The following is a 24,635-nucleotide window of genomic DNA, read 5'->3' on the forward strand; positions in this document are numbered from 1 at the left end:
TTGTAAATCAGCTTTGTATAAAGTTTTTTATATTTTAATTTCTGAATTCTAAAAAAGATGGATGAGAGCGTTGGTTGTTTTGAGGGTTGTTGCTGTTTCTCTTTCTATTTCTGTTTTTGTTTTTAGAGTTGGATAGTATTATTAAACCTATAGAAGCTAATAAAAGGAGTACTCCAAAACCAATACAAGCTATTTTGGCAAATAAGGACATATCACTTTCTTCATAGGCAGCAAACAAAAGGACTGCAGCAAAGCCAAGTATTCCCATTGGAATAGTGATACGAAAAACTACAATCCTCAGCATTTGCTTGTAACGCGTCATATCTTTACCCAAGGCGTAAAGCACAATTCCCACAAGGAGAAAATCAAAAAACAAGGCAAAGAAAATCATTACAGATAGCATTTTATAGAATCCTCTATCTGTTATAAACACATTTCCTGTAGAGGGATTGTAGTTTACTTTGCAATACATTGTTTCCTCCTTGTAGGAATATGAACTATTGTAATGCACAGCTTCCTTTGTAATTGTATCTCCTTGTGAGGTTACTAACTGAAACACAGGTACTTTTACGGTAACTTCTATTGTATGGTCGTTACTATCTGTTTTCTCTCTTGTTTCATATACAAAATCTACGATTTTAGCGTTGTAAGTTTCACTTTGGTTTAAGTCTTTTATATATTGAACAACGGTTATCGGGAGCAATGTTCCAGCTAAAGTAATAGGGGATACTATTGCAAAAAAGATAAGATAAGTAAAAATACTGGATTGAGGGCGAAACCGCTTTACAAAGTAATAAGTGAGAATAATTGCTATTATAATAATAGAAATATACATAAGGTTATTTTAATTATTTTCTACGAAATGAAATTCGGTTAAAACCACTTACACGGCGAGTTTCTTCTTTTATAAAAAAGATGTATATTATTGAAGGGATAAGAATAAGCATTCCCCAGCCTATACCATCAAAACTGGTAATATAGCTATATATTAGCAATGTCATTCCCACTATAAAAGAACTCAGAGCTATAATTTGTGGTACTTTTGAAGTTTTGGCGTAAAAATCGTTAGGCTGATATTGATGAGAATAATTGCAGTTTTTGCAAGTGATTTTCTTGTATTCTCCTTCTTGCATTGCAAACTCTACACGACTTGTGGCCTCAGTAGCACAAGAATTTTCATACCCACAATTTTTGCATTTTAAAAAGACTCTCATCTTATTACTTTTTTAACAACCGTACTCCCATATAGCCCAACGGCAATGCCATAACTCCCAAATAGAAAGCGTGTTGTATCACTATCTCAGGGGCATAAACTACTACTACTGCCAGACCAAAGAGCGCACCCCCTAAGTGAGCTGTGTGCCCTAAGTTGTCACCTTTTTGTGGGTTGAACATCATAAATACTGAATAGCCAAAGTACAATGCTCCAAAGAGCCAACCCGGTAAGAAGTTTACACTCAATGTTTTAGGATATAGAGCAATAGCTGCAAAGATAATCCCCGATACAGCTCCCGAGGCTCCTATGGCAGAGTAATAGGGTTGATGTTTATAGATACGCAAACTAAAGATACTCCCCAGTAGCATTGATCCAAAATAGATGAGCAAAAATAGTAGGTTACCCATAGAACCGATAATCACATCTTGAAAGAAATAGAGTGAAATCATATTAAAAATGAGGTGTTGCCAATCGGCGTGTAGGAAACCAGAAGATAACAGGCGCACATAATCGCCTTTTTGCACCGCTCCTACATTAAATTTGTAGCGGTTGAAGAAAGTAGGGTTGTTGAAGCCGTGATAACTTATTGCAATTGTAGCAACAAGAATAATGATAAAAGTGATATTCATAAGTTTTGTATTTTTAAATCCATAATAAAATAGTGAGTACTACTATAAGAATGAGTGCTAGTGGTGAGATGAAGCGTAACCACTGTTTGTAGTTGATATTTACCATTGCTAGTGAAGGCAATATGAGTCCGGTAGGGGTGATAAAAGCCATTATTCCCATTCCAAAGAGGTAGGCACTCACCACACTATGTCCTTCTACTCCTACAACTGAAGCTAATGCCCCTATAATAGGCATCGTGAGCACTGCCATTCCGGAGGAGGAAGCTATAAACAAACTCAGTAGCCCAAAAATAAGCATTAGCATTGGCAGAAAGACCATAGGCGACATTCCTTGCACAAGGTCGGTAGCGTAATGCAGAATAGTACCCGATATTTGTCCGTCGTTCAATATAAACGATACCCCTCTGGCTATCCCAATGATAAAAGCAACGCCCAATAAATCACGGGCTCCTGCCATAAATTGAGTAATAAATTGCTGTTCACTACAGCGTTGCAACAATGCAATAGCAATGGCTGCTACCAAAAAGAGTGCAGTCATATCCATAAAATCCCATTCCCACTGCGATACGCCTATAATCATAATCACAAAAGAGAGTGCAAATACTAAGAGCTCTATTTTGGTAGAAAATTTGAGTGAAGTGGTAGGTTCGGAGCTGTTAGAAGCATATATTTCGGGGATAGCTACTCCATATACAATTGATTTTTCGGGGTGTTTACGCACTTTTTCGGCATAGCGGATAATATAAATAATGCTTATCACAACACACAAAACCAAAGCTATGATGCGAATACTCAATCCCGATGTCCAATCTACCCCAGCGGCATCGGAAGCGATAATCACTGCAAATGGATTGGTAGTTGATGCCAATGTACCTATGTTGGCACCTATGTAGATTACAGCCAACGGTACCATTAGGTCGTAACCTGCTGCCAAGAAAATAGGAACTATCATAGGGTAGAACACAAAAGTTTCTTCGGCTAAGCCAAAAGATGTACCTCCTAATGCCAAAAGTGTAGTGAGCAGAATGATGAGGACACCCTCACGCCCTTTGAGTTTGTGCGCTAAATAGCCAACCCCCATATTTAGAGCTCCCGAACTATTGAATACCCCTATAAAGCCGCCTAATACTAATACGAACAATATAATGTCAATAGTGTCGTAAATTCCTTTGATAGGAGCGAAGAGCACTGATTTAACACCTTGATAATGCGGTTGGCTCTGTACATACGTATTGGGAATTGAGATAGGTTTGCGTATTTTCTCTTCTTTGAATTTGCTTAACTGAATGTTGATCCCCAAATCCTTGAGCTGTTCTTGTGTTGCAGGTAGTGCATAAGTACTATCGGAAGTGTGAATTACAAAAGTATCGTTTGCTTTGTTATACTGTAAGGTGTTATAAGCCCCCGAAGGTAATAAAAAAGTAAGGCTGGCAGCTAAAATAATTACCAACATTAGTACCGTATAGGGAGTAGGGAATTTTAGTTTTTTCATTGGTTTTTAGTTTTAGTGATTTTATATCCCAAAGAAACAGAAATTATTGATTATTTGAAAGTTGTATTGAATACTAGTTACTTGATCAAAGCTAAAAGTAATGAGGGAAAAGAAACGAATAGTGATATATAGTTTTAACATTTTCATTGATGCAAAAGTAAGGTAAAAATTTCATTTATTTGAGCTACCATATCTTTAATAACGTTATCTTTATCCTCTTCCGTCTTAGGATAAATAGGAATAAAGTTACCTTCTTTTTTATCTTCAAGGATAGCTTTTCCTATTATTAATGCTATTTTTTTAATTTTGGACTTTAATTCTTCAGATTGGCTATATTTTCCTTTGTGTATATTGGTGATTTTGTCATTTCTTTCTTCTATTTTCAACCAAAAAGGAGTGTCTGCTTCTTTAGCCCAGTACTCAAAGTTAAGTCCAAAGGAAATGGTATAATTGTAATAGTTTCTATATACATAATACCTATTTTTTTTACCCCCCTGAGTTAGTCCTTCATTGTTGCACTGTTCATATTTGCTTAGTTCAGCAATTACTCCATCTACAATTTCATAGAAAGAATTTACTTTTTTTCCTATATTTGGAGATAAGTCTTTTTCTGTTAATGGGAGAAATGAATTTTTATCCACTACCTCACAAAGCCCAATAATTTGATCGATGTCTGATAACAATTCTGTTTCTTGATGGATTTTAAGTTCAGCTTTTATAAGTTCTAAAATCTCTGTCCAAGACCATATAAGAATGTATTGGTTATTTAATTTGAATGAATTTGAAAATTCTTCAAATGGTAACTTTTCACTCTGTATTCTTCTAAAAAGCTCTTTATACAAAGAAGCTTTTCTCAACGATGGGCAGATGAAAACTAATGTTCCATTATTATCTAATCGTTTTAAATAAGAAATAGGTTGGTTTTCAGTGAGAGAAGCCCAGAATTTAGCTTCTAATATAACTTTTTCTTTTCCTTGACTATCAATGCCTGAAATGTCAGTACGTCCCAAATTCTCTTTAACAATTTGAGTGTGATAATGCAGTGTAGGGATAGAACTGCCTGTCTTGCTTTGGATTTGAGTAGCTATAACTTCTTTTGCTACTGCTGATTTTTCTAAAATGTAAGTAAGGCTTTCCGAAACAATATCTTCGTGAGATATTTTAATTTGGTTATAAAACTTAGCTAATAAAGACATATTTATTTTTGATTTTTTACTAAGGAGGAGTATTATTGGTAGTTGTGTTGAGTCTCCATAGTTTAATGGTTTATTGTGTTTATAACTTCTTCAATGAAGTGTAATACAAAATCGCTGTTTTTCAGTTCGTAACTGAGACTTATAGGGGTAATAGTTCCGGTTATTAGTTGCCAATTTTCGTCACGTGTTCTAACTACATCAGTAGAAGTAATGGTTACTACTCCTTTTTGTATAGCAATATGCTGAAGTTCATAAAGTCGCCATTCTTCTTCACGGGGATTGGTAAAGAATGTTTTTTCAAACAGAATCTTCGTATCGGCAATTTCATTGCGACTTTGTAGTTTGTTCTCTTCATTAATTCCCATAGTAAATACACTAAAGCCACCGCCCTCTTCAGCACGAGGTATAATATTCCCCTCATTATTATACTGAGTAGCCCCCAGTTCACTCACTTTGCCATTTTCAGTAACCAATGTGATACTACTCCAGTGTTTTTTACGTTTGGTTAAGAGTACTTGCCCAGTATGCAAATCGTAAATAGTTTTAATCCACACCTTATCCGATGGATATTGTGCCAAGAAGCAGAAGTGCTGAAGTTTATCTCTTGAAAGCACTTCAAAAGATAATTCGCTATAGTCAGGTTTTACTTGTACATTGTAAAGAGGTAGAGGAAAAGGGTCGCCATAAGGGTTTTCATCATAATAAAATTGATGTGTATTAGGATCATAATCCAAACACGCAAAGTTTTCCTCTTCTATACCTCCTAATACTACTGAAAACCAATCAAAACTACCTATTTCCACCCTGCAATAATACAAATCTATTATTGTAGGGATAGGCTTAAAGCCATACGCCAAGGCTGCTTCACGAATAAAATCAGTAAGCTCTTTGGTATAGCCAAGATACAAAAATCCCCAAAGGAATTCAGGCATTTCTTCTTCCTCTGGGTTATTAAAAGTAGAGAGTTGCTCGCAGAGGGTTTGTATAGCTTCTGCGAGGTAAGTTTGTTTGTCTGTGGCTTGATTAGATTTTTCTAATTTAGCCAAGAAAACCTCCAAATATGTGTTACAATCGGTGATGTTTTCTTCTGTATAATAGCGGTCTTCCTCAATAGTTGTTGAGAGTTCTGCACGCATTTGGGCGATGATTTGGTCTTTTTGAGTAATGAATTGGGACATTTGCTTTATTTTATGATTGTTTGGCATAGCAACTATAACACAAAGGTGTTGCTACGGTTACTTTTTTCTCTTCACCACAACAATGGCAGTACTTTTCTTCATAAAAGCGATTGCCAAATTTTGCCCACTCCTGATAACAGCTATAGCATAGAGGTCTCAGTGGGTCTAAAGGAATAACTGTATTACAACGTATGCAATGTCCTTTCTTTTCTTGTGGAGCAGCTTGAGCAATAGGTTGTACTATTTCTTGTGTTATAGCTTGTGGAGTCTCCTCTTGTACTGCTTTTTCAGGTGCAGGCTCTCTTTCTGTGCGTTGTCTGTTCTCCGCATTTACATAGTTTTCAGGCACAAAAGAAGAGTAACGGATAGGCTTCACGGCTCTGTTTGAGAGTACATCATCTACCAAGTCTAAATGTACGGTAGAGCCTACATAGTCTTTTGCCAGACCTAAAAACTTCTTGTTGTAGTTAGGGCGTTTGGCAAAGATAGTGTAACCGCTGTCGAGCACACTCATAATAGTATTTTTAGAAGTCTCGAAGAAGTTGTTTTTGTTCACAAGGTCGGTGAGGGCTTTTTCGGCAAGTACGCCAAACTCTACATTGTTTACCAAGGAATAGTCCATAAGGTTCATAGAGGTAATGACCGACTGTTTTTCGTTCGCATAATACTTGCCGTGCAATTCGGGAATGTAAACAATAGTGATATTTGGGAAATTCAAGAAGTATTCTATTTCCTCCCTTTTGAAACTACGCTCTTTATTGCGTTCATTTTTGCCAAAGCCAATGAGAATATGCAGTTTGGAGTTATGGAGGTGTTGCTTAAAGATATTGTCTTTGAGGTAATCACCCAGCTGAATATAAGGAGAAATGATGATAAGTTCTTTTTCCGCCTTAAAAAGAGTGTCGTAAATAGTATCCGATAGCGGTTTTCCTGTTAAAAAGTCCATAGTATATTATTTTATTAAGAGGCAAAGGTAATGGTTAATTAGCAAATTAGCAAATTTGTTGGTTATTAGTGATTGATTGGAATAATTTATATCCTATATATTTTTTGAAATTGGGGTGTGCATTTTTATAGAAACAATCCCAATAACTGGCAATACGGCTTTCTATACGAAGTTTGAAGCGTGGGTTTTTATTGAAGAAGTCTTTTAGTAGAGAGCGAGTGTTATTAGGTAGTTCGCGGTGAAGCACTTCTAATATTTCTATCACATAATCACCAAAAAGTTTGGCTATAAAGGGCAAGGCAAAATCTTCTTTTACTGCTAACAATTCTCTTAGGTAAAATTCTCTTAAATGACCGTTGTGATGACACAAATACAAGCAATTAAGCATTTGCTCTTGAACCAAAGTCAGGTTTTGAGTGTTGAACTCCCCAAAATAGACTCTTTGAGGTAACTCTAAAACTTCTCCATTGAGGCAAACGAATTCTGTTCCTATAGTTTTGAAACTCTTAGGGTCATTTTGCTGTAGAAAATCTGCAATTTTATCAGCATCTTTGTGTAAATAAGAAGGGAAGGCTTTTTGTATCATTATTTGTCTTATTTTTGTAAAGGAGAGGTATCATAACCCAATGATTGCAAAAAAAGCAAGCCATTTAAAGGAGATATTTTGTTACTACCTGTCCAACCTTGTGTTTCTGCCCAATCAATAAGTTTGGGGATGTATTTAGGTTCATTAAGGTTGATAGTATCCTCAGTTTGTGTAGTTTTATTCAACAAATTGATGTTCCCATTGAGGGGTTGTCCCATAAACTCATCATCAATGGTAATAAAATCAATACACAAGGGCGTATTTTTCTCTCCACTTAAGAAAATACGCACATAAAGTAATGAGGTATTATCTCCTTTAGTGTTGTAAGCAGTATTTACACGATATAAATACTCTTGACCTTTATGAACTAATTTGCGTAATTTCTGTTTCATAATTATTTTTATTTAACACCTTTTTCATCAGCCCATTTGTGATATTTTTTAGCTTCTTGAGAATGTTGTAAAAAAGTACGTGAGAACTTGTGATAACCAAAATTTTCGGTATCAGCAGCAAAGAAGAAATAATCGTGTTGTTCGGGATTGAGTACCGCCTCAATAGACGAAATATCGGGCATAGAGATGAGACCTATAGGCAAACCGTAATTTTTATAAGTATTATAAGGATTTTCTAAACTTGTATGCAATCCTGTAACGCGTTTAACTACAAGAGTATAGTCATTTAAATGGTTTTTATAGCCAAAAATGGCAGTAGGGTCGGCTTGTAGCATCATATTGCTATGCAAGCGGTTGAGGTAAACTCCGGCAATGCGTGGGCGCTCATCAACTTTAGCAGTTTCTTTTTGTACGATAGAAGCCAATATACTGACTCCTATAGGTGTAAGGTCTTGCTTTTGGGCTAGAGCTTTGCGTTCAGGCGTCCAAAAACGTTCATACTCTTTGAGCATACGGTCGCGAAAGTCTTCGGCTGAGGTATTCCAATAAAACTCATAGGTATTAGGAATATACATCGCCAATGCAGTAGCATCGGTGAAGCCGTTTTCTTTGAGGAAGTTAGGGTTTAAGAAAGCACGCATTAGAGTAGCGCTATCAGGTTCTATTTGAGCCGCAATGCGCCCAGCAAAATCTTCTAATCGCTCCTGATTGTTGAATTTGAGTTTTACAGGAGTATTGCGATTGCGGAGTGTGCGCACAATATCTATATTGGTAGCCCCTTTTTTGATGATGTATTTACCTGCTTTTACTTTATCAGCATAGCCCATACGCTTGGCTACTTGAGTAAAAGAGATAGGGTCTTTCAGTAGCGGACTCATCACGTGTAATACCTCGCTAAAATCAGCTCCTGTAGGGATATATACTATTTCTTCTTTGGTTTGAAAGGCTGTATTGCCTACCAATACAGTGCGATAAATAAAGAAGCCTACTACGGCTACAGCGGCTATAACCGCTCCTATAATCCATTTTTTCATAGTTGTTTTATTTTAAAATTTCCATTCTATGGTTTTGTCTTCTTTTTCTCGAAATTCCTTTTCTTTAGCAATCTCATTTTGTAGATGCTTAGCATACCTACCGAAGTTCAACAAGGTTTCTAAACTAAGTGCTCTGTAAGTTTGTTTGATTTCTGAAATAGTCATTGGTTTCTATCTTTTAAACAACTGATACCCCCATTTTGGAATGAGATAAACGCCTATGAGACAGGTTACCATTACGGGTGAATAGGAATGGGTGAAATAGCTTATTAAGATATGCCATACCAAGAAGAAAGTCAATCCTGCGAGGTATATACCAAGAACAATTCTTGTAGCTTTTTCGCTCTTTCGACATAAAAAAGCAAAGACTGCTACCAAAGTAAGTTGCCCAATAGAAGCTCCTATAAAATATTCAGGGTGTTCATTAGCTAAATGAGCATTCTCAGCAATTCTGGGGAGTTGCAACCATTGGGGTATCTTATCTACAAAGTCAATATACCATTGCCAGAATGAAATGCTTTCTTCTACTTGATGCAAAGCGTGTAGTCCCATTATAGGTAACCACAAATGTATATATCTATTAGTTTGCATTTTGCAAATCTTTTATCTGAAGGCAAAGATACTAAAAAAAAGAAAAACCGAAAACTTTATACTATAAAAGTACTAAATCTTCGGTTTAAAAAATATTATGAATACAAAAATTCTATAACATACGCCTATTCTTGACGTGGTTTTTGGTTATTATTGTGTCCTTTAGGGCGGTCGTTACGAGGTTTACCATTGTATGGTTTATCCGATTTTGGACGGTCTTCTCTCGCAGGACGGTCAGGGCGCTCTTCGCGTGGTGGACGTGGCAACAAGGCTTTGCGTGATACTCTTGTTTTCTTGGTTTTAGGGTCGATACCAAGGTATTTCACTTCTATGATATCACCTTCTTTAAGAGCATCTTCTATTTTTTCGATTCTATCCCAAGATACTTCTGAAATGTGAAGCAAAGAGTCTTTACCAGGTACAAACTCTACAAAAGCACCAAACTCTACTAAGCGCACTACTTTCACAGTGTAAGTTTCGCCTTCTACAGGTTCAAATTTTACTGCGTTTACTGCCTCAATAGCTTCTTGGATACCTGCTTCATCAGTACCTAAGATTTCTACGATACCCAATTCGCCCACTTCTTCCACCACAATGGTAGTATTGGTGCGTGCTTGCAAGTCTTGAATATTCTTACCACCTGTACCGATGAATGCTCCGATGTACTCTTTAGGCATATCCATCTTAACGATTTTAGGAGCGTGAGGTTTCACAGTTGGGTTAGGTTGAGCAATCGTATCGGTGATTTTACCTAAGATGTGCATACGTCCTTCGCGGGCTTGGTTTAAGGCTTTTTCGAGTATTTCGTAAGAAAGACCTTTGATTTTGATGTCCATTTGGCAAGCGGTAATACCATCGGCAGTACCGGTTACTTTGAAGTCCATATCACCTAAGTGGTCTTCATCACCTAAGATATCAGAAAGTACTGCATAACGTTCGCCATCGGTGATGAGTCCCATAGCTATACCAGAAACAGGTTTTACCATTTGTACCCCTGCATCCATCAAGGCTAAAGTACCTGCGCACACAGTTGCCATTGAAGATGAACCATTAGATTCCAAAATCTCAGAAACTACACGAACGGTATAAGGGCAATCCTCAGGGATCATACGTTTGAGGGCGCGTTGTGCCAAGTTACCGTGACCTATCTCACGACGTGATGTTCCGCGTAACGGACGAGCTTCACCAGTAGAGAAAGGAGGGAAGTTGTAATGCAAGTAGAAACGTTCTTCACCTTGTTCTGAAGGCAAATCAATTACGTTTGCTTCGCGTGAAGTTCCCAAGGTAACAGTAGTAAGTGATTGGGTTTCACCACGTGTAAAGATAGATGAACCGTGAGCAGATGGCAAGTAGCCTACTTCGCACCAGATAGGACGTATTTGGGTAGTATTACGACCATCTAAACGGATATTTTCGTTTAAGATAAGGTTACGAACAGCTTCTTTTTCAGCATCTCCGAAATAACGAGTGATGATAGGAGTAAGCTCTTCTAATTCCTCTTCTGTAAAGAGTGCCAAACACTCTTCTTTTACAGCCGCGAATTTCTCACCTCGTTCTTGTTTAGTAGTGTTTTCTTTGGCTATAGCATAACATTTATTGTAAGCAAAATCATATACTTTTACTTTTACTTCTTCATTTTCTACTTCAGGTTCGTAGCTGCGTTTTTCAGTTTTACCTACTTTTTCAGCCAAACGCAATTGTGCTTCGATATGAGGTTTGATAGCTTCGTGTGCAAATTTGATAGCTTCAGCCATATCTTTTTCGCTCACTTCGTCCATTTCACCTTCTACCATTGCTACGAAGTCTTTAGAAGCACCTACCATAATATCAATATCAGAGGCTTCTAATTGTTCACGGCTTGGGTTTACAATAAACTGACCGTTTACACGACCTACGCGCACTTCGGAAATAGGACCATCAAATGGAATGTCAGAAACTGCCAAACAAGCAGAAGCAGCTAGACCTGCTAAAGCATCGGGCATTACATTCTCGTCGTGAGAGATAAGCTGAATCATCACTTGTGTTTCAGCGTGATAATCTTTAGGAAATAGAGGGCGCAATACGCGGTCTACCAAGCGCATTGTCAAGATTTCTTGATCGCTAGGGCGAGCTTCGCGTTTGAAGAAGCCTCCAGGGAAACGACCTGCAGCTGCAAACTTCTCACGATAGTCTACAGTAAGAGGTAAAAAGTCAGTTTCAGGATTGATTTCTTTTGCAGATACTACAGTAGCCAATAGCATTGCATTTCCCATTTGCACCACAACAGCACCATCGGCTTGTTTAGCCAACTTGCCAGTTTCGATAGTGATGGTACGACCATCACCTAATTCGATGATTTCTTTTTTTACTTCTGGAATCATTGTTAATTGTAAATTAATAATTTTTTTATTAGTTGTGTTGTGGGCTTTAGGGTTTTTAACCAATGAAAAACTGCTGTAATAAACAAAAGGAGGCACAAAGCCTCCTTAGTATTGCTTATTTTCTGATGTTTAGCTCTTTGATAATCGCACGGTATCTCTCGATATCGTTATTTTTCAAATAATCGAGCAAACTTCTGCGTTTACCTACCAATTTCACCAATGAACGCTCGGTATTGAAATCTTTGCGATTTACTTTCAAGTGTTCTGTAAGGTGATTGATTCTAAGGGTAAAAAGAGCGATTTGCCCTTCTGCTGAACCAGTGTTGGTTTCTGAACCTGCGTACTTTTTAAAAATTTCCGCTTTTACTTCTTTAGTTAAATACATTCCAATATTAATTTAATGATTATTATGTACGAATTTTTTCGGGCGCAAAGGTAGTAAAATTTTTCTAACTACCAAAGAAATAGCTCTTATTTTTATTTTTTATTCACTTACATCTTCTAAGTGGACGAGTTCTACACCTGCTTTTTTGAGGAAAGCTAAGCCCTCGTTGTCGCGATAGCCTTCCTTATACACCACGCGTTTGATACCCGATTGATAGATGAGTTTGCTACATTCTTTGCAAGGCGACATTGTGATGTAGAGCGTAGCTCCTTCCGATGATTGGGTAGATGAGGCGACTTTCATTATCGCATTGGCTTCGGCGTGCAATACATACCAATGAGTATTGCCTTCCTCATCTTCACAACAGTTGTCAAAACCGGTGGGTGTACCATTATAACCGTCAGAAATAATCATACGGTCTTTTACCATTATAGCACCTACTTGCTTGCGTTGTGAATAGGAAAGTTTAGCCCATTCCATTGCCATACGCATATAGGCTTTGTCATACCGCAATTGCTTTGCGCGCTGCTGTTTCGTCATCTTGTAATTGTTTTTTAAGGAGGTCGATAGTAGCAAATTTCTGTTCTTCACGTAGGTATTGTACAAACTCAATGGTGAGTTTCTGGTCGTAAAGGTTGCCGTTGAAGTCAAAGAAATAGACTTCAATAGAAGCTCCTTTTCCTTCGATAGTAGGGTTCTTGCCAATGCTCATCATTCCATAAACTTTACGACCGCCAATGTAGCTATACACGGCATATACGCCGTCTTTAGGGATGAGTTTATAGTCTTCGGTTACTTGTATATTAGCCGTAGGGTAGCCTAAGGTGCGCCCTAATTTAAGTCCGTGTACTACCCTGCCTGTGAGGCTATAAGGAGTCCCGAGATAATGTTCGGCAGTGGTCACGTCGCCTTTGTTCAATGCCTCTCTGATTTTGGTGGAACTCACCGATACTTCATCTACTTCTTGCACCGATATTTCTTCTACAGCAAATCCATACTTTTTACCAAATAAACGCATATCGTCTATATTAGCAGTACGATTGCGCCCAAAACGATGGTCGTAACCGATAATTACCTTTTTTACATTAAGGTGTTCTACTAAGATAGTACTAACAAACTCTTCGGCAGAGAGTTGTGCAAAAGCCTCATTAAAAGGTTGCACAACGAGCAAATCTACGCCTAATTGCTGGAGTAGTTGTTTTTTTTCTTCTAAAGTGTGGATGAGTTTCAAGCCTTTGTCGTGTTGTACCACCATTCGCGGATGTGGAAAAAAAGTGAATACAGTAGCCAAAAGCCCCTCTTGACGTGCAGTGGTTACTACTCTTTCAACAATTTTTTGATGTCCTAAATGGACGCCATCAAATGTGCCTATGGTGAGCACCGTAGGCTGCTGGGTTGTAAAAGTAGTAATATCGGTTATTTCTCTCACTTGTTGTAGAACTTGTTGTAAATGTCTATATATTTTTCTTTAATCACACGTCGTTTGAGTTTGAGGGTAGGGGTGAGGTGACCACCATCTATTGTCCATTCATCAGGGGTGAAATCAAAAAGTTTTACTTGTTCCCACTTGCCGAGATGACTATTTACTTTTTCGACTTCTTTAGCAATACGGTCGTGAACCGCTTGATTTTGTATGATTTCTTCGTTGGTTTTACCTAATTGTACTTTGTGACGGCGCGCCCATTCTTTTACAAATGGGAAATTGAGCTGAATGATAGCTGCAGGCATCTTTTCACCTTCGCCTACTACCATCGCATTCTCAATAAAGCGAGAGAGTTTCAATTGGTTTTCAATCAGCTGAGGCGATACGTACTTACCGCCTGAAGTTTTGAAGATTTCCTTTTTGCGGTCGGTGATTTTAAGGAAGCCATCGGCATCGAGTTCGCCTATGTCGCCTGTGTGGAAGAAACCATCGGTGATGTTTTGAGCTGTTTGCTCGGGGTCTTTATAGTAGCCCAACATTACATTCTCACCTTTTACAAGTATTTCACCGTCTTCAGCGATTTTTACATCTACATTCACAATAGGTTTTCCTACAGTGCCTATTTTCCAAAATCTTCCGGATTCGCGGTTTACTGCAATAACGGGAGCGGTTTCGGTAAGGCCATAACCTTCCATAATTTTCAGCCCTGCGGCAGAGAACACCTTAGCCAAACGCGGTGAGAGAGCAGCGCTACCTGAGACGATCATCTGTATACGTCCGCCTAAGGCTTCACGCCATTTACTAAAGATGAGTTTGCGCGCTAATTTTAGTTTGAATTGATACCAAGCGCCATTGGCTCCATAAGGTTCGTACTTGAAGCCCAATTCGAGAGCCCAAAAGAAGAGTTTGCGTTTAATGCCTTTGAGTTCAGCACCTTTTGCGAAGATTTTGTCGTAAATCTTCTCTATAAGTCGGGGTACAACCGTAATGATATGTGGTTTTACTTCGCGTAAGTTATCACTGATTTTATCGAGAGATTCAGCAAAATAAATGCTTAGACAATCGTACTGATACAAATAGGTGAGCATACGCTCAAACACGTGGCACACAGGCAAAAAGCTGAGTGCTGTAGAGCCTTCGGCAATAGGCAAACGGTCTTGGCAGTTCAGTATGTTAGAGATGATATTCCAGTGAGAGAGCATTACCCCTTTTGGGCGGCTGGTAGTGCCCGAAGTGTAGATGATAGTCGCTAAATCGTCTTTCTGTATGCTATCTTTGCGTGCTTCCACTTCTGCTTGATTGCTCTCATCGGCGCCTAAATCGAGGATTTCTTGCCAATGGTGAGCATAAGGTACATCGTTGAAGGTAAAAATAGTTTTTAGATGAGGCAATTTATCTTGGATAGAAGAGATTTTCTCCCATAGTTCTTTATCGGAAACGACACAGTATTTACATTCCGAATGGTTGAGGATATACTCGAAATCCTCTAAGTTGATAGTGGGATAGATAGGTACATTCTGTGCGCCTACTTGTAAAATCCCGATGTCGAGCACGTGCCATTCGGTGCGGTTAGTGCTTGAAATGACTGCTATTTTATCATTTTTTTGAATGCCTAAGCGCAATAAGCCTCGGCTTACGGTATTTGCTTTTTTGATATATTCAGCAGTAGAGGTTTTTGCCCACTCACCGTTGTATTTGGTAGCAAAAGCGACCTCTAAAGGGTGTTTAGATTGTTGATAATAAGGTATATCGAATAAACGATTTACGGTATTCATTGGTTTAAATTTTTGTTACAGAGGGCAAAAGTAATAAATAATTACGAAATACGAAATACGAATGAGGAAAAATGAATTACGAAATACGAAATACGAATGACAAAAAAACTTTATTTCTCAAAAAAATATCTTTTATTATTTGTAATTTAGAATTAATTCATACTTTTGCACCAAATAAAAACAATTGAGATATAGAAGAATAGAAAAATACGCATAAGATTTAAAGAGAAAGTTGTTAATATTCCTTTTAAAAAGAATCTGGTAAATTCAATAGAAACAGAGGTGAATTAACAAATGGTTTCTCGCCCCATAAGGGCGTGAACTGTTTTTGTTACATACCTGTTTCGGGCATACCAGAGCCTTTTTAAAGTGTGAACAAAACATTCACGCTTTTTTTATGCTCAAAGGTTGCCCTTATTCGTTTTGTAATATTAAAATTAAATCAATAACAAATGAGAAAAATTGTTTTATTCAGTGCTTTGGCACTACTGTTAGTGAGTTGTGGTGTAACAAGAGAGTTATCACACAATGTAAACAACCATACTACTCAAGTGGTTTTGGCTAAAAATAACTTTAAAGTAGTAGAACACGTGAAGGGAGAAGCTTCTAATCAATATTTTCTATTGATTATAGGAGGCGGAAAACGTGCTTTGGTGGAAAAAGCAAGAGCTAAAATGCTTCAAAATGCTAATTTGGTAGGCTCTTCAAGAGCAGTTATCAATGAAACTATTGAGTCACATTGGATTTTTATAGGAGTAGGCATCCAATATACGGTAACTGTTTCAGCAGACGTAATTGAGTTTACTGAGTAGTAAAAATAAAAAAGAGTCAGTTTATATTTTTTGGAAACTGACTCTTTTTTATTAGTAAATTATTCTACAGTTACTGATTTGGCTAAATTACGAGGTTGATCGACATTGCATCCGCGCTTGATAGCGATATAATAAGACAGCAATTGCAAAGGCACTGAGGCTAAAATAGGGGTAAGCGCCTCACTGATTTCGGGTATTTCAATCACGTGGTTTGCTAAGCCCGCCATTTGGGTATCGCCTTCGGTTACCACAGCTATAATTTTACCTTTGCGCGCCTTTATCTCTTGTGCATTGGAAACTACCTTATCATAATGTCCTTTAGATGGCGCAATGAATATCACTGGCATATTCTCATCGATAAGGGCGATAGGCCCGTGCTTCATCTCGGCAGCTGGATAGCCTTCGGCGTGAATATAGGATATTTCTTTGAGTTTTAAAGCCCCTTCCAAAGCAGTAGGGAAATTAAAACCACGACCTAAATACAAGCAGTTGGTAGCTGTTTTATAGCTTTCGGCTATCTCGGCGACCTTGTGATCGACTGTTTTGATAGTCGTTTCGAGCAACTGAGGCACGCGTTCTAATTCCTTACAAAGGTGGTGATAGGTTTCTGTACTGAGAGTACCCTTTTTATGTCCTAAATGCAAAGCGATAAGGGTAAGCACTGTGAGTTGGGTGGTAAAGGCTTTGGTAGAAGCTACCCCTATTTCAGGACCTGCGTGAGTGTAAGTGCCTGAATGGGTGATACGCGCAATTGATGAACCTACCACATTGCAAATACCGTAGATAAAAGCTCCTTTTTCTTTTGCTAATTTGAGGGCTGCCAAAGTATCCGCGGTCTCACCTGATTGTGAAATAGCAATGACGATATCCCCTTTATCAATAATAGGGTTGCGATAACGGAATTCTGAGGCGTACTCTACCTCCACAGGAATACGCGCATATTCTTCTAACAGATATTCACCTACCAAGCCTGCGTGCCACGAAGTTCCACACGCTACAATAACAATGCGTTTTGCATTGAGGAAGGTTTCTAAATGATTATCTACTCCTGATAGTTTGGTAGTATGATCGGGCAAGAGGCGACCGCGCATCGTGTCTTGAATAGACTTAGGCTGCTCATAGATTTCTTTGAGCATAAAATGGTCGTATCCTCCTTTTTCAATGGCTTCGAGGTTGAGTTTGAGTTGTTGTACAAACGGACTCACCTGCTCGTTACTACCTATTTTAATCACTTTCAACGGTTGGTTGAGGTGAATGGTAGCCATTTCGCCATCTTCTAAATACACAGCGTTTTGGGTATACTCTATAAAAGGAGAGGCATCGGAGGCGATGAAGAACTCTCCATCACCTACCCCTATTACCAACGGACTACCCAAGCGGGCTACTACTATTTCCTCAGGGTTGCTTTCCTCCATTACAGCAATGGCAAAAGCGCCAACTACCTCATTGAGGGCATAGCGCACGGCAGTCTCTAAATTGACGTTTTCTTTTTCTTTGAAGTATTCGATGAAGTTTACTAATACTTCAGTATCAGTATCAGAATGGAATACAAAACCCTCTTTGATGAGGTTTTGCTTGATACTCTCGTAGTTCTCAATAATACCGTTGTGTACAATGGCTATTTTGCCAGAGTTAGAACGATGAGGGTGTGAATTGATGTCGTTAGGCACTCCGTGAGTTGCCCAGCGGGTATGCCCCATTCCACAGCCATAAGTAGGAACATTATCCCCTGCTTTGGCTACCAAATCGGATACTTTGCCTTTGGTTTTTTCTCCGTAAAAACTCTCAGCGTTTAAGATAAAACCTGCGCTGTCGTATCCACGGTACTCTAAGCGTTTTAACCCATCAATTACGATGGGAAAAGCGGCACGTTTGCCTAAATAACCTACAATTCCACACATATTTTTAAGTTCTTTTTATTATTTATTAATTTATACTCTTACACTTTCGGGCACTAATACGGTATAATCACCGTGATTGCGAATGACATCGCGCACAATAGATGATGATATAAACGAAGTTCGTGCTGCCGTAAGTAAAAAGACAGTTTCTATTTGAGATAATTTGCGGTTAGTATGTGCAATAGCTTTCTCAAACTCAAAGTCGGCTGGGTTGCGCAAACCTCTGAGAATAAATTGCGCATCGATTTCTTTGCAAAAGTCTACTGTGAGCCCTTGATAGGTAGTAACTTTTACTTTGGGTTCATCGGCAAAGGCTTTTTCGATAAACTCTTTGCGTTGTTCTACCGTAAACATATAGTTCTTGTCGCCATTAACACCTATGGCAACTACAATTTCATCGAATAGGTCTAAAGCACGTTTGATAATATCGTAATGACCTAAGGTAATGGGGTCGAACGACCCTGGGAATAAAGCTCTTTTCAATGATTAACGATTAATGGTTAGTGATTCAATACTCGTTCTATTTCGCTTTCGAATAGTTCTTCAAGACTGATACCTGCTACTTTAGCTTGTTGAGGCAGTAAACTAGCTTCTGAAAGCCCTGGTGTAGTATTCATTTCGAGCAAATAAGGTGTATCGCCTACTATGATGAACTCACTTCGGCTGAAGCCTTCCATTTTTAACAATCGGTATACGCGTTCTGCCAAAGCGTTGATTTTAGCAGTCATTTCGGCAGAAAGGCGTGCAGGAGTAATTTCTTGTGACTTACCGTTATATTTGGCATCATAATCGAAGAAATCGTTTTCGGATACTATTTCAGTCATTGGGAGTACTTTTATTTCACCGCGATAGTTGATTACCCCGATAGAGATTTCAGTACCTTTTAGGAAACTTTCGATGAGGATTTCGTCGTCTACTTCAAATGCTTTGTCTATATACATAGGCAGTTGAGCCTCTTCATATACTTTATACACTCCAAAACTACTCCCTGATTTATTAGCCTTCACAAAGCAAGGCAAGCCTACTTTGGCTACAATATCAGCTGTATTATAGTTTTCACCTTTGTTGAGATAGTAAGAAGGGGCTGAAAGAATGCCAAAAGGTTTGAGTACTGATAGCATATCGCGTTTGTTGAATGTAAGAGCCGAAGCATACATACTACATCCTGTGAGCGGTAAGCCAATCAAATTAAAATAGGCTTGCAAATAGCCATCTTCACCTGGGGTGCCATGAATGGCATTGAAAACGGCATCAAAAGTAATTTTACGTCCGTTTACTGTTACCGAGAAGTCGTTTTTATCAATAGGATGTTCGTTGTTTTGAGCATCTACATACACCCATTTATCGCGGTCAATACGAACGAGGTAAGGTACATATTTATCTTGGTTGAGGTTTTTGGCTACTACTGCAGCACTCTTTAAAGAAACGGGAGCTTCATTAGAGTAACCTCCCATTATGATTGCTATATTTTTTTTCACTTTTACAAGTATTTTTTTCTTATATATTTTCTATTTTCTCAATGAGATAGCGATGTATCCATTCAGGAATAACATCTTGCAAAATCTTCATTTCAGTTCCTTTTTTCTCTATTAAGAGAGAACGTTTATCTGAAAAAGTTGTATCGAAAATAAAAGCTCTATCGGCTATCATAAAAGCTTCGAACAATAATTCCATTGATCTATAATAACGCTCTATTACTTTCTTTTCTAACACATTATGACCTCCTTTAGTTACTCTTAGCCCAATGCGTTCTATATTGATTTTTGGATCGCGTGTGCTTACAAAGTACAGATATGTTTTAAAACCTTGCTTTTTTACATTCTTTAAAAACTCAACTTTTGAAGGGTGTGACATTACTGTTTCAAACGAAAAAGTACTTTCTGTACACAGTAATATCTGTCTAAAAAAGTTGGCTATACTTGCTGCTATATAGCTATCTATTGGAGTATTTAACACCAAGATATTATCAGTGATAACAATACTTTGGAGTTTTTGCTTATCAATTTGCTTATTTTCAGCATTTAGTTGAAAACTTTCCCAATCATATTGTGTGATAGGGGTAGGTACATACTCCTCACAGTTGATAAACCCCTGTGTTTTTAGTTGCTTTTCAATAATATCAGCATTTACAAAATAACCTACGTTATAATGTTTTTTTACATCTTCTATAAGAGTGGACTTTCCCGAACCATTAGGTCCTGCAAACATACGAAAGCGTTTCATATCGCTTTTTTTAGTTTATAAATACCCTTTTTAACCTTTACAGTTCCAAACTGGGCTTTTTGTCCTAAAGGTACAAGGGTGCCATCAGGTTTTTCTTCTACCAATTCACCATCTATTACGGTAATATTGCTAAGCCCTAAAGCGCGATTTTCACGGCGCGCTCTTTGCATTGCATTATAAAATATTTCATTTAGGGCTTCTGTAGGTATTTCTTGTTTCATATTAGGTCTTTACTTTGTGGTTGCTTTGTTATGTTCTAAAAAATGATTTACTATTTCTGTCTGAAATACACATCAATAGGTACCCCATTAAAATCGAAGTTCTCACGAAGTTTGTTCTCGATAAAACGTCGGTAGGGGTCTTTTACATACTGTGGCAAATTCGCAAAGAAAGCAAACTGTGGCATAGGGGTAGGCAACTGGGTGCAGAATTTTATCTTGATGTATTTTCCTTTGATCGCAGGGGGTGGATAGTTCTCAATGATAGGCAACATTACTTCGTTGAGTTTGCGAGTAGGGATACGCTTAGTGCGGTTGTTATACACTGCTACCGCAGTTTCTATCGCTTTGTAGATACGTTGCTTGTTCAATGCCGATACAAACAAGATAGGCACATCGGTGAAAGGTTCTATTTCTTTGCGGATAACTGCTTCGTACTCTTTAGCGGTATTGTTTTCCTTCTCTACCAAATCCCATTTATTAACCAATATTACTATGCCTTTGCGATTGCGTTGTGCCAACCAGAAGATATTAGCATCTTGGCTTTCAAAACCTCGCGTAGCATCAAGCATTAAAATACATACATCGGAGTGTTCAATGGCGCGAATAGAACGCATCACTGAGTAGAACTCCAAATCCTCTTTCACTTTGGCTTTACGGCGGATACCTGCAGTATCAACTAAATTGAACTCAAATCCAAAACGGTTATATTTCGTATCGATAGCATCGCGTGTAGTACCTGCTATATCGGTAACAATATAGCGGTCTTCGCCTATAAGAGCGTTGATAAAGGAGGATTTACCCGCATTAGGTCTTCCCACTACAGCAAAGCGCGGTAATGTGTTTTCTTCTTGTGGTTCTTTTACGGGTAAGAGTGCTACCAAATCGTCAAGCAATTCTCCTGTTCCACTACCATTTACGCTTGATAGGGCATAGAGATGTTCAAAGCCTAAGGCATAAAACTCGTGCATATCGTTGCGACGGTTGTTGCTATCCACTTTGTTTACCGCTACCAATATTGGTTTATGGCATTTGCGCAACATCTCGGATACAGCTTCGTCCATACCGGTAAGCCCTTCTTCTACGTTTACCATAAAGATAATCGCATCGGCTTCGTCTATGGCTAAGGCGACTTGTTTGTTGATTTCTTTCTCGAAAGAATCATCACCACCGGCTAAGTAACCTCCTGTATCTATAACAGAAAAAGAAACCCCATTCCAGTCAGTTTTACCATAATGGCGGTCGCGTGTAACGCCACTCACAGCGTCCACGATAGCCTCACGGCGTTTTATCAAACGGTTGAAAAAAGTGGATTTACCTACATTGGGGCGTCCCACTACAGCTACTATAGCACTCATAATATACCTTCTTATTTTTTGCAAAGATAGAAAATAATTGACAAATGGCAATTATCTTCTTATAAACGCTGTTCTTTTTTATACGGATTAGGGCGATAACCTTCCATTAATGCATCGTTTTCCATTATAAACGGAATGGCATTAGGTTGCTCCCATTCTACATCATATCGGTTCATTAAATAATCGCTGAGCTCAGTGCGATTAGCAAATTTTATCGCTTGATAAGGTTCTTGGAAAGCGAGTTTTTCGATAAAGAGTAGCTTGCCTTCAAAAGGTACTAATACCCCTACGTGTCCTACAAAGAGGGTGTTTTCTTCTGGGGTAATTTGAGAATGGAAGACTGCCGATATAAGCGATGCCTTAGTAGGGTCGTTTTTATAACGGAAATTGATACCGCGTTCTTTCCAAGCACTTTGCATTGTTTGTAAGTGAGTGTTTATATCTTTAGTATTAGTAGTGGGCACCTCGGTAAAAAGGGCAAAAAAGTTGTTTTCTTCCTCTGGGGTAAAGAACTTTTTAGGGGTATTATGCAAAGACTCTCGGTCTATAAAAAGTACCTCGTCTTCCTCTTTGCTAGCAAACTTTTTATCTGCAGGGAAAGTAATCAAATCACGCAAGAGGGTAAAAGAGGTAAGACGACAGTTATAACCCTGAAACATAGGGTATTTAGCTGTCCAAATATTTTGTATAGTAACCTCATCGTATTTAGGTAGTAGGCTATCAATAGTTACAAATCCTTTGGGTACTAAGCCTGCTTTATCGCCTACGGTTTGGTTGAAAAGGGCTACACTCTCCAAAAAAGAGGCTACATTTTGCTCAGCTATTCCCGCTGCTGTAAGGGCTTTTTGCACTTCTTCTTGAGTAGCAGTGTCTACCAAATTAGAATAAGTGAGCGGAATGCTCGTTTTTTCAGTTGTTGCTTTCTTCTGCTCACAAGAAATTGCTCCTAATGAGAGAATTGTTATTAATATAAGTTTTTTCATATAATGTTATTTTAGACTTTTCTTTTTAGTTTTAAAACGTTTTTCCTTAGTATAAGTAGTATATCTTATTCCTGTGCCACAAATGTACATAACAGAACTATAGTAATCCTTTTTCCAAATGCCATTCTCTTTTTTATAAACGGCATCTATCTTTTTGTCGAATTGACCAAAGCTAAAATATGCTTTATTTCCTCCATCAAAGAATATGGGTTCTGAAAAAGTGAAACATTCTAGTTTTTCTGGTCTGTAAATGAGTTCTTTCAATTTTTTGTATACTTTCCAAGCTTCTTTTTCTCTTCTTTTTTTACTCCAATACCATTTTACAGTTACAAAAAAGGTATGCGGACGAACAAAACGTTCTTTGTCTTTTATGTTTCTCTTTGTAAAAACAAAATCTTGACTATCAAATGATGGTAATAAACTATCTTGAAAACATTCTCTTGCTTTTTTGAATGCTTGAAAGTCCCAATACGATGATTTTGGATTTTTTTTTCGCTTCTGAATAGCCTTTATAACACCTTCTGCATCTTTAGATAATGCTGGATCACTAAATAAAGAATCTTCTTTTGCATACTCAAATTCATAAGCTGAAGGTATATAGGGCGGTTTTAAGTAAAAATATTCATAATCTTCAGGAATAAAATCCTTATATATTTGATTGAAAAATTCTTCTTTGCTTTCCTCTTGCGAAAAGAGCAATTTAGAACAGAACAACAATAAGAAGGTTATTTGTTTTTTCATATTTGTTTGATATAATTAAAGTTATATATTGCTCTCATAATAATAAGACTGTTCTATACCTTTAAAAATTACTTCACGGTCATTTACTTTATCAGTAAGGGCAGGTTGCAACAAAAAGCGCAATTCCAAATCGTTGATAGGGCTACGCTCCATTGCTTGGAGGTAAGGAGCTTTATCTATCAGTTGCCAATTCACTACTTTACCTAAGCGTTTTTTGAGTATCAGGTCGAGCCATATACGAGTAGCACGTCCATTGCCTTCCATAAAAGGGTGAGCTATATTCATTTCTACGTATTTGGCTACGATTTCTTCAAAAGTATTTTCAGGCATTTGGTCTATTACGGGTAGGATAGCGTGCAAAAACATCGCATTGGCAAAACGAAAACCTCCTTTACTGATATTCAACTGACGTATTTTACCCGCAAAATCGTAAAGCCCCTCAAAAAGATAGCGATGTATCTCGCATAATCCTTTAGTGGTACCTACTTCTATCTGCTCTATAGTCCCACTCTCAAAAAGGCGATAGGCATTTTGCAAACTTTGTGCGTCGATTTCTTGAGTTTTCATCTTCAATTTTCTCTGTTCAATGTATATACTAAGCTTGTATGTCTCTCTCCTATAAGTGGAAACAAGAAATCTTCAAGGGTATGATGGTAACGGAAGCCACATTTTTCAAGTACTTGCTGTGAGGCAATATTTTCCTTGTATGCGCTTGCCCATAACTGGGTAAGGTGCAACTCATCAAAAGCATATTGCAGTACCCTTAGGGTAGCTTCAGTAACATAGCCCTTACCCCAAAAGTCTTCTCCAAGCCAGTAGCCTATTTCGGCTTCATTTTCCCCTATAGGGAGATTGCTCTCTCCTTGCAAAAGCAAGCCTATACTGCCAATAGGTGTGTTATTGGGTAGACAAATAGCAAAACTATGAGCCTTACTAAGGACAATCTCAATAATCTCTCGGCTCTCATCTACACTTTTGTGAGGGTTCCAACCGCACCGCTTGCCTATAATAGGATTGTGCGCTTGTGTATATAAGGCTTCAGCATCAGTAACTTTCCAAGGGCGAAGCAAAAGATGTTTTGTGTGAAGTGTTTCCATAAGATTAGATATTATAAACACACTTTGCCAAAGGTGCGAGCCGCACGGGCAGATAACTTTGGCAAAGTGTGCAATGTAAAAGAAATTAATTGCTTGTCG

At 38.1% G+C, this 24,635-nt stretch carries 28 protein-coding genes; 1 reads left to right on the forward strand and 27 read right to left on the reverse strand.

The window, feature by feature from the left end; all coding sequences use genetic code 11:
• Positions 1 to 34: 34 nt before the first annotated feature.
• The 17 genes from DR017_RS05805 to DR017_RS05880 form a co-directional block, all read right to left on the reverse strand.
• Positions 35 to 835, reverse strand: a complete 801-nt coding sequence (locus DR017_RS05805; protein ID WP_002677486.1) for a hypothetical protein — start codon at positions 833 to 835, stop codon at positions 35 to 37.
• Between the two features lie 13 nt (positions 836 to 848).
• Positions 849 to 1,214, reverse strand: a complete 366-nt coding sequence (locus DR017_RS05810) for a hypothetical protein (protein ID WP_002677560.1) — start codon at positions 1,212 to 1,214, stop codon at positions 849 to 851.
• A gap of 4 nt (positions 1,215 to 1,218) precedes the next feature.
• Positions 1,219 to 1,845, reverse strand: a complete 627-nt coding sequence (locus DR017_RS05815; RefSeq protein ID WP_002677143.1) for a rhomboid family intramembrane serine protease — start codon at positions 1,843 to 1,845, stop codon at positions 1,219 to 1,221.
• Positions 1,846 to 1,858: 13 nt separating this feature from the next.
• Positions 1,859 to 3,337, reverse strand: a complete 1,479-nt coding sequence (locus tag DR017_RS05820; RefSeq protein ID WP_002677342.1) for a YfcC family protein — start codon at positions 3,335 to 3,337, stop codon at positions 1,859 to 1,861.
• A 143-nt stretch (positions 3,338 to 3,480) separates the two neighbouring features.
• A complete protein-coding gene (locus tag DR017_RS05825; RefSeq protein ID WP_002677151.1) occupies positions 3,481 to 4,533 on the reverse strand; it encodes a hypothetical protein in 1,053 nt (350 codons plus the stop codon).
• A gap of 62 nt (positions 4,534 to 4,595) precedes the next feature.
• Positions 4,596 to 5,711, reverse strand: coding sequence for a DUF8184 family protein (locus tag DR017_RS05830; RefSeq protein ID WP_002677553.1), 1,116 nt, complete (start codon positions 5,709 to 5,711; stop codon positions 4,596 to 4,598).
• Positions 5,712 to 5,721: 10 nt separating this feature from the next.
• Positions 5,722 to 6,657 carry a phospholipase D-like domain-containing protein gene (locus DR017_RS05835; RefSeq protein WP_002677445.1) on the reverse strand — a complete coding sequence of 312 codons (936 nt, stop codon included), beginning with the start codon at positions 6,655 to 6,657 and terminating at the stop codon, positions 5,722 to 5,724.
• Between the two features lie 46 nt (positions 6,658 to 6,703).
• A complete protein-coding gene (locus DR017_RS05840) occupies positions 6,704 to 7,243 on the reverse strand; it encodes a hypothetical protein (RefSeq protein WP_002677294.1) in 540 nt (179 codons plus the stop codon).
• 8 nt (positions 7,244 to 7,251) lie between these two features.
• Entirely contained in the window at positions 7,252 to 7,635 is a 384-nt protein-coding gene (locus DR017_RS05845; protein ID WP_002677468.1) for a hypothetical protein, read from the reverse strand.
• A gap of 8 nt (positions 7,636 to 7,643) precedes the next feature.
• Positions 7,644 to 8,669 carry an endolytic transglycosylase MltG gene (gene mltG / locus DR017_RS05850; RefSeq protein WP_002677575.1) on the reverse strand — a complete coding sequence of 342 codons (1,026 nt, stop codon included), beginning with the start codon at positions 8,667 to 8,669 and terminating at the stop codon, positions 7,644 to 7,646.
• A gap of 12 nt (positions 8,670 to 8,681) precedes the next feature.
• Positions 8,682 to 8,834 carry a hypothetical protein gene (locus DR017_RS14105; protein WP_002677359.1) on the reverse strand — a complete coding sequence of 51 codons (153 nt, stop codon included), beginning with the start codon at positions 8,832 to 8,834 and terminating at the stop codon, positions 8,682 to 8,684.
• A gap of 6 nt (positions 8,835 to 8,840) precedes the next feature.
• The gene (locus DR017_RS05855) at positions 8,841 to 9,260 is read right to left on the reverse strand and encodes an HXXEE domain-containing protein (protein WP_002677317.1); all 420 of its coding nucleotides are present in this window, start codon (positions 9,258 to 9,260) and stop codon (positions 8,841 to 8,843) included.
• Positions 9,261 to 9,385: 125 nt separating this feature from the next.
• Complete coding sequence (locus DR017_RS05860) at positions 9,386 to 11,620, reverse strand: polyribonucleotide nucleotidyltransferase (protein ID WP_002677475.1); 2,235 nt, start codon at positions 11,618 to 11,620, stop codon at positions 9,386 to 9,388.
• 115 nt (positions 11,621 to 11,735) lie between these two features.
• The gene (gene rpsO / locus DR017_RS05865) at positions 11,736 to 12,005 is read right to left on the reverse strand and encodes a 30S ribosomal protein S15 (RefSeq protein ID WP_002677173.1); all 270 of its coding nucleotides are present in this window, start codon (positions 12,003 to 12,005) and stop codon (positions 11,736 to 11,738) included.
• 99 nt (positions 12,006 to 12,104) lie between these two features.
• Positions 12,105 to 12,545 carry a deoxycytidylate deaminase gene (locus DR017_RS05870; RefSeq protein ID WP_002677567.1) on the reverse strand — a complete coding sequence of 147 codons (441 nt, stop codon included), beginning with the start codon at positions 12,543 to 12,545 and terminating at the stop codon, positions 12,105 to 12,107.
• On the reverse strand, positions 12,508 to 13,434 hold the full coding sequence (locus DR017_RS05875) for a bifunctional riboflavin kinase/FAD synthetase (protein WP_002677418.1): 927 nt from the start codon (positions 13,432 to 13,434) through the stop codon (positions 12,508 to 12,510). Before DR017_RS05875 ends, DR017_RS05870 begins: the two co-directional genes overlap by 38 nt.
• The gene (locus tag DR017_RS05880; protein ID WP_002677307.1) at positions 13,431 to 15,203 is read right to left on the reverse strand and encodes an AMP-dependent synthetase/ligase; all 1,773 of its coding nucleotides are present in this window, start codon (positions 15,201 to 15,203) and stop codon (positions 13,431 to 13,433) included. Before DR017_RS05880 ends, DR017_RS05875 begins: the two co-directional genes overlap by 4 nt.
• A 452-nt stretch (positions 15,204 to 15,655) precedes the next feature.
• On the opposite strand from DR017_RS05880, the gene DR017_RS05885 reads away from it, so the two are divergent.
• Positions 15,656 to 16,015 (forward strand): DUF6567 family protein, encoded by a 360-nt coding sequence (locus tag DR017_RS05885; RefSeq protein ID WP_002677595.1) that lies wholly within the window; start codon positions 15,656 to 15,658, stop codon positions 16,013 to 16,015.
• 59 nt (positions 16,016 to 16,074) lie between these two features.
• On the opposite strand, the gene glmS is transcribed toward DR017_RS05885, so the two are convergent.
• Genes glmS through DR017_RS05935 form a run of 10 tightly spaced genes read right to left on the reverse strand, consistent with a single transcriptional unit; the run spans position 16,075 to position 24,536 of the window.
• Positions 16,075 to 17,916, reverse strand: coding sequence for a glutamine--fructose-6-phosphate transaminase (isomerizing) (glmS, locus tag DR017_RS05890; protein ID WP_002677496.1), 1,842 nt, complete (start codon positions 17,914 to 17,916; stop codon positions 16,075 to 16,077).
• Positions 17,917 to 17,946: 30 nt separating this feature from the next.
• Positions 17,947 to 18,399: a pantetheine-phosphate adenylyltransferase gene (gene coaD / locus DR017_RS05895; RefSeq protein ID WP_002677379.1), complete on the reverse strand. Its 453-nt coding sequence runs from the start codon at positions 18,397 to 18,399 to the stop codon at positions 17,947 to 17,949.
• A 17-nt stretch (positions 18,400 to 18,416) separates the two neighbouring features.
• A complete protein-coding gene (locus DR017_RS05900) occupies positions 18,417 to 19,394 on the reverse strand; it encodes a D-alanine--D-alanine ligase (RefSeq protein WP_002677240.1) in 978 nt (325 codons plus the stop codon).
• 19 nt (positions 19,395 to 19,413) lie between these two features.
• The gene (locus DR017_RS05905) at positions 19,414 to 20,139 is read right to left on the reverse strand and encodes an ATPase (RefSeq protein WP_002677255.1); all 726 of its coding nucleotides are present in this window, start codon (positions 20,137 to 20,139) and stop codon (positions 19,414 to 19,416) included.
• Entirely contained in the window at positions 20,136 to 20,360 is a 225-nt protein-coding gene (locus DR017_RS05910; protein ID WP_002677505.1) for a hypothetical protein, read from the reverse strand. The genes DR017_RS05905 and DR017_RS05910 overlap by 4 nt, the downstream gene beginning before the upstream one ends.
• 50 nt (positions 20,361 to 20,410) lie before the next feature.
• Positions 20,411 to 21,715 (reverse strand): ribosome biogenesis GTPase Der, encoded by a 1,305-nt coding sequence (gene der, locus DR017_RS05915; protein WP_002677360.1) that lies wholly within the window; start codon positions 21,713 to 21,715, stop codon positions 20,411 to 20,413.
• 59 nt (positions 21,716 to 21,774) lie between these two features.
• Positions 21,775 to 22,698: a DUF4300 family protein gene (locus DR017_RS05920; protein ID WP_002677230.1), complete on the reverse strand. Its 924-nt coding sequence runs from the start codon at positions 22,696 to 22,698 to the stop codon at positions 21,775 to 21,777.
• Between the two features lie 6 nt (positions 22,699 to 22,704).
• On the reverse strand, positions 22,705 to 23,439 hold the full coding sequence (locus DR017_RS05925) for a hypothetical protein (RefSeq protein ID WP_002677608.1): 735 nt from the start codon (positions 23,437 to 23,439) through the stop codon (positions 22,705 to 22,707).
• Between the two features lie 21 nt (positions 23,440 to 23,460).
• Complete coding sequence (gene fic, locus DR017_RS05930) at positions 23,461 to 24,006, reverse strand: protein adenylyltransferase Fic (RefSeq protein ID WP_002677463.1); 546 nt, start codon at positions 24,004 to 24,006, stop codon at positions 23,461 to 23,463.
• A 2-nt stretch (positions 24,007 to 24,008) separates the two neighbouring features.
• Positions 24,009 to 24,536: a GNAT family N-acetyltransferase gene (locus DR017_RS05935; RefSeq protein WP_002677318.1), complete on the reverse strand. Its 528-nt coding sequence runs from the start codon at positions 24,534 to 24,536 to the stop codon at positions 24,009 to 24,011.
• Positions 24,537 to 24,635 lie beyond the last annotated feature (99 nt).

Origin of the sequence: Capnocytophaga sputigena (genome assembly GCF_900446695.1) — a bacterium.
Taxonomy (GTDB): Bacteria; Bacteroidota; Bacteroidia; order Flavobacteriales; family Flavobacteriaceae; genus Capnocytophaga; species Capnocytophaga sputigena.